Consider the following 5,821-nt stretch of genomic DNA (forward strand, 5'->3'; position numbering starts at 1 on the left):
CCACCTGACGCTGTAGCCCACCGGCCGAACGAAGAAGCCCCGGAGCCTGAAGGCTCCGGGGCTTCTTGCGTTTCGTGGTCAGGGTCGGGGGTGGGAGAACCCGCCGGCGGTCGGGCCCTGGGGGGCCCTCTCGACGGCAGGACCTCCCACCCCCTCACGTGGGTGCCGCCCAGGGAATCGGCCGAGTTCGGCCGCTGACGGCCTGTCGTCCGATTCCCTGGGAGCGAGCTATGCCCGTGCGCTTCGCTTACGGACGCTCGGCCCCGCACTCCCTACGGTCGCGCCAGGGCGGAACCGACCCCCGAGGGGGGCCGGTTGGGAGCGCTAGCGCTCCACCTGCCGCCGGGCGGCGGCAGCGTCCCGCCGCTCTGCGAGCTTGGCGAGGGTGGCTTCCCACGCCTCGGCAATCTCGCCGGGGGTGAGCAGCCGGACCGATGCCGCCGACGCTCCGGCGAGCGTGACGACCTCGGCCACGGCGTCGAGCTCCAGGCCGTGACCCTCGACGGCCTCAGTCGCCGCCAGGTCGAGAGCCTTGCCCGCGACCATGTGCCAGGCCCCGGTTTCGACGTGGACCCCGGCCCGGAACTCCGATGCGCCGTCCTCGGTGAACAACAGGTCCAAGTCGTCGTCCTCGGTGTCGCCGCCGACCAGGCCCAGGAGCGAGCGCAGGTATCGGGTCCACTCGATCGCCCGACGCCCCTTGGTCGCCGTCTCGTACTCCGCCCACTTGGCCAGGCACCACGACAGGTCGCCGTGCCCCTCGGTGTCTTCCTCCAGGACGCCGCCCATCAGGTCCCCGATCCGGCCCAGGACTTGGAAGGGCGTCATGTTGCCGTGACGGCCCCGCTTGAGGTCACCGCGCGCAATCTCGTTCGCCGGAGACACCGCCCGGTCACCGTCCTGAATCTTGGCGATGTACCGGCCGAAGTCCTCCGCGTCGCGGGCCGTCTCCAGCCGCTTGAAGTCCACGCCGTGTTTGTCGCTGGGCTTGAACGACGGGTCCACCTTGGCCAGGTGCCGAGTCCAGACCGCGCGGAAGTGGTCTTCCAGCTCTGCCAGCGCGTCATCCGAAGGGGTGAACACCTCGGTCACGCGCTTGTCCCCGCGTTCCCCCTCGGTGCGTCCGCCGACGAGCACCAGGGCGTGAATGTGCGGGTGCCAGCCGTTCGTCTGGCCCACCGTGATCTCAGTCGCGCGGATCATCCCGAGGTACCCGACGCGGTCCCGGATGCCGTCCTCCCCGCGCTCCGGCCGCCCCGCCCAGGTGCCGCCAGTGATGAGCCGCTGATACGCCCCAGGCTTGCGGGCCGTGCCCTTGGCCTTGTCCGCGCGGGTGCCCTGGATCGCGTCCATGAGGTCGGCCAGCTTGTCCGTGGAGGCGTGCCGGGCGGTGAAGGTCACCAGGTAGGCAGTCCCGCCCCGCTTCATCCAGGAGACGGCCGCCAGGGTGATTTCCTCGGCACGGCCGTGCCGGATCTTGGCCGAGCAGACCGGGCACAGCCAGAGCTTTCCGCACTTGAGGAGGCCGAGCGCGACCGCGTTCCCCTCGGCCGTCTGCGCGAGGATCACGCCCGAATCCGGGTCCATGACCGTCCGGCCGCAGCCCCGGCACGTCCGGTCACTGCTGATCTGCCAGAGCGTCCGCCGGTCCGCGTACCGGCGCGCACGACGCTGCCGGGAAGCCTGCTCGCGGTCCGCGACCGCTTTTGCCTCCGCTGACGTTTCCGCAGGTCGGAGCGGGTTGGGAAACTCTGTTGTTTCTTTCCCTAGGCGACCCTTTTTGGTGGGCGCGGACCGCTCGGCGGCTTTCCGAGCGCGCTTGGCCTGGCTCTTGCAGGCGTCGGAGCAGAAGACGCGGGGGCGCTTGCCCGGCGTCCGGGCGATGGGAGTTCCGCAGTGGCAGCGGGGACCGGCGGGCCGCTGTGGCGGAACGGCCGGGGTGTTTCGTACGCTGGTCATCAGCAACGTTTCCTGTCTCGGTCTCAGCGAGGCTGGAGGCGGACGGCCCGGAGTTGGTAGCTCTGGGCCGTTGCCATGTCTGGGGTCGATCTTGCCCTACAACGACCGTGCGGCCCGCCGGAATTGACCGGCGGGCCGTCGGCGTGTCGTCAGCCAGCGTTGATGAGCTGGAGCTGACCGGGCACCGGCTGGGGCCCGTGCTCGGCCTCCAGGCGGTTGTACTCACGGGCCACCCACTGATGGGTGCGAGTGGACAGTTCGGCCGTCTCGCGGGTGCTCAGGCCCTTGCGCCATCCGTCCTCGATCGCCTTCCGGGCGTCCTCGGTGGACAGCCGTTCGGTAGCCGGGGTGTCCACCTCGGCGGCCGGGGTGTCCACCGGTTCGACCTGCGGCGCGTCCTGCTCGGTGACCTCGGCCGGGGCCGGGGTGGACGGGGTGGGCTGTCCAGTGGACGCCGGGGCCGCCTGCTCGGCACGGGCCAGAGCCTCAGTCATGGCCCGCCGGTAGACGGGGCCGACCTCGGCCACGATCAGGAGGAGGGCCGGGGCGATCAGGTGGACGGCCACGCCTACCCAGTCATGGGCCTGTACGGCGGTCCAGACGTTCAGGAAGACCGACGCCCCGCCGGTGAAGAACCGGAAGCGTCGAGGCCACGGGCCGGGGTCGGCCGCCCCGTAGCGGGCAAGGACGCTGTCCGCCTGGAGCGCCATCACGAACGCCACGTCGACCATGAGGCCGAGGACGAAGCCGGACCACTCCCAGCCGGGGGCGGAGTGGGCGGCCACGAACGGCGTGGTGGTCATCAGGCTGTAGAACACGACGCCGACGATCAGGAACCAGGTCCCAGCCGTGAGAACGGTGTTCGTCCGGCGGATCACCTGGGGGTCAATGTGCTGGCTCACTTGGAGTCCTTCCGGAGTTCGCGGACGGCCGACACGGCCACGGGAGCGGCCACGGCGACCGCTACGGCGGTCACGGCCAGGGCGAGGAAGACGGCGACCAGGACCAGGCCCCCGCCGAGGAGGGCCAGGACGAGCCAGGCCCGGTCAGGCGATCCCTTGCCGTTCTGCTGCTGGGCGATCAGGGCAGCGGTCAGGGCTTGCGTCTGGGCCGTGTGCTCCCTGGTCTGGGCGGCCTGGTGCTCCAGGACCATCCGGATCACTTCGAGGTTCTGGGAGTCCTGCTCCGCCTTGACGACGGACGCCTTAGCGGCCTCCAGGGGGGTGAGTTCGTGGCTCATGCGGCGGCCTCCTCGGCGGTCGTGTAGCGGGTGGCGGAACCGGCTCCGGTGCGCTGGGCCCGGCCCTCAGTGACGAGGGCGGCCAGGGCGTCACCTACGGCGGACTTGCCTCGGCCGGTAGCGGTGACCAACTGGGCACGGCTTGCAGGGCCCTTAGCGGCCCGGAGAGCGGCCAGGACGGCAGCCTTGGTGTCATCGGCCAGGGCCGGGGCCGCCGGGCCCGCAGACGGCCGTACAGGGCCGCTCTCCTGACTGGGCTTCACCAGGACGACCGGGGCGGCCTGGCCGTGCCAGGGCTCCCGCTCGGGGAGCGTCTTCACCTGGTCGTCGTCCAGGTGCCAGACCCGGACGGCCACCGGCCCCCGGCCCTCCCCACGGATCAGCACGTGACCCGGCTTGGGGAGCTTGTTCGCGTGCCAGCCCTCGGCCGTCGCGTCCTCGCCCAGGACCGTGCGGGCCTCGCCGGGGGTCTTGACCTTGAGGCAGAGCTGAACGCCCATCTGGGCACTGATCTGCGGGTCGATGCCGCCGCCCTGGCCCTGGGTCGGCTTCTGGGTGCACCACCACAGGTGGACCTCAGCGGCCCGGCCCATGCGGGCGATGGACGACAGGTGGTCCATGGCGGCCTTGGCCAAGGTCATGACCTCGGCCCCTTCGTCCACGACGACGACCAGGCGCGGCCGGGCCTTGGTGGGCTTCCAGGTGGCCCGGCCCTGGGTCTCCATCTCTTCGAGGCGGGCCATCATCTCGGCGGCCAGCTCGGCGGCCACGGCTGTGATCTCAGCCCCGTCACGGGCGATCCGGGCCCGGCTCCGCCACAGGGCACCCTCAACGCGCTTGGCGTCGATGTAGACCAGGGCGGCCAGCGGGTCAGCGGCGACAGCGGCCAGCAGGGGGCGCAGAGCCACCGACTTACCCGCGCCGGACTCTCCGGCGACCAAGAGCCGCTGATAGGGGTTCACGGTCACCGTGCGGCCGGTCACCGTGTCCAGGCCGATGCCCTTGGCCTTGGGCGTCCACTTGAGGTCAGCGCCGTCCACGGCCGTGCGGGTCCGCAGGACCAGGGCCGCCCAGCCCCCGCGCTTGCCGTTCGTGATCTCGATGCGCAGACCCGAGCGGCAGCCCAGCAGGTTGCGAACGTGGTCCTCGGCGGCCTTGAGCTTGGCCACGGTCCACGTGCCATCCAGCCGGACATTGCACGTGATGCCCGCCTCGGTCAGCTTCGGACGACTCGTCAACGTGCCGTTGAGCCCCCGAGCCTCGGCCCGCTCCCGCCAGTTGCTCGGAGCGAGCCGGGACAGGATTCGGCGTTCTTCCTTGGTCGGCCAGATCCGGCGCGGCCGGTAGACCGTCACCAGGTGCCGGACCATCCGCCAGGCTGCCCGGCACGCGGAGCCGAACGCCTTCCACTGAGCCCGGCGGAAAGCCCGGGACTTGTACGTCAGGAGCAGCCAGCCAAGGGCCAGCAGCACGGCCAGGCCCTTGACGCCGAGAGCGTCAATCAGGGCCCCCACCAAGGTGGGATCATGAGCAGCAGCGATGTGCACGAGGTTCCCTCTCGTGTTCGTCGTTAGAGCCGTTCCGGGGGTCCAGCCCCGGGGCGGCTCGCTTGTTTTGTTGTGTACGTCGGGTGATCGCCCGACCGACCGACCGGCGGTCCTAGGGCCCCCTACGCGTACGCGCGCGAGGAGCCGGGCGGTCAATCACTCAGAGTCACGGGCGATCTTGCCGATCGTCGGCCGTGAAATCCCGGTCACCTCCTGAATCTGTCGGTGGGGGACCTCGGCCCGAACCGCTCTCGCGATCAAGGGCCGTAGTTCCTCCTCGGTCTCTGCCAGTTCGGCGAGCAGTCGCCTGCGTCGCTCTCCCGGCCCGTTCAGTGCCTCTAGGGCAGCCGCCCGGATTTCCGCCGGGCTGATCTCGCTTGCCACGTGGTAAAGCATTGGCCACATGGACAAGAGTTGTCAAGCCTGGGTTTGTCGGTGGTGAAAACGGGGCTCTGCCCCCAACCCCCGGCAACCGCTCCCAGAGGGGAGGGGGACCGCTTTTGGGTGCGGGTCCGTAGGTGGTCGGGGTGGGGGCTCTGGGGGGGTTCCCTCCGCTCAGACAGCGCCAGAGGCAAGCAGACCGCCCGCCGGGGCATCCAGGCCAAGCCGCGCAAGCGCGGTCGCCTACGGCGAGCCTGGACACCCCGACGAGCGGCCCGCTAGGGCTTCGCCCGCTGCCCGACCGGAGGGAACCCCCCCAGAGCGGGGGAGCTGTGCGCAGGGCAGCGCAGCAGGCCGGGCGCGGGTCTCCGCAGGCCAACGGCCCGCCGAATTTCGTCAGTTGTCGTATCGAACGGGCCCCCGTTTCGTCAGTTGTCGAAACGAGCGGCTCAGCCTGAATCGAGCGGCGCAGACTGACACAGACGGGTTAGGCTGCCTCTCAGTGCTCAGGGTGAGCACGAGAGAGGGGGACCGATGCACATCCGCATCGCGATCGCAGTGACGCCGCTCGGCGTGGCCCTGGTGGTCCTGGTGGTGCTCCACCTGACGCTGTAGCCCACCGGCCGAACGAAGAAGCCCCGGAGCCTGAAGGCTCCGGGGCTTCTTGCGTTTCGTGGTCAGGGTCGGGGGTGGG

The 5,821-nt window shown here is 70.7% G+C and carries 5 protein-coding genes; all 5 read right to left on the reverse strand.

Annotation, left to right across the window (positions count from 1 at the left end; translation table 11 throughout):
• Positions 1–324: 324 nt before the first annotated feature.
• Entirely contained in the window at positions 325–1,569 is a 1,245-nt protein-coding gene (locus ACZ3IJ_RS36100; protein WP_393890657.1) for a rep family protein, read from the reverse strand.
• A gap of 539 nt (positions 1,570–2,108) precedes the next feature.
• On the reverse strand, positions 2,109–2,861 hold the full coding sequence (locus ACZ3IJ_RS36105; RefSeq protein ID WP_467475455.1) for a hypothetical protein: 753 nt from the start codon (positions 2,859–2,861) through the stop codon (positions 2,109–2,111).
• Positions 2,858–3,199, reverse strand: coding sequence for a hypothetical protein (locus tag ACZ3IJ_RS36110; protein WP_467475457.1), 342 nt, complete (start codon positions 3,197–3,199; stop codon positions 2,858–2,860). The genes ACZ3IJ_RS36105 and ACZ3IJ_RS36110 overlap by 4 nt, the downstream gene beginning before the upstream one ends.
• Positions 3,196–4,713, reverse strand: a complete 1,518-nt coding sequence (locus ACZ3IJ_RS36115; protein ID WP_467475459.1) for a MarR family transcriptional regulator — start codon at positions 4,711–4,713, stop codon at positions 3,196–3,198. Before ACZ3IJ_RS36115 ends, ACZ3IJ_RS36110 begins: the two co-directional genes overlap by 4 nt.
• 189 nt (positions 4,714–4,902) lie before the next feature.
• Positions 4,903–5,130, reverse strand: a complete 228-nt coding sequence (locus ACZ3IJ_RS36120; protein ID WP_393890653.1) for a hypothetical protein — start codon at positions 5,128–5,130, stop codon at positions 4,903–4,905.
• Positions 5,131–5,821: the final 691 nt, after the last annotated feature.

The sequence above is a fragment of the Streptomyces sp. NPDC013317 genome, from assembly GCF_055563155.1.

Excerpts from the sequence above, each read along its gene's own strand:
- ACZ3IJ_RS36110 (WP_467475457.1), bottom strand. The coding sequence starts at position 3,199 with ATGAGCCACGAACTCACCCCCCTGGAGGCCGCTAAGGCGTCCGTCGTC.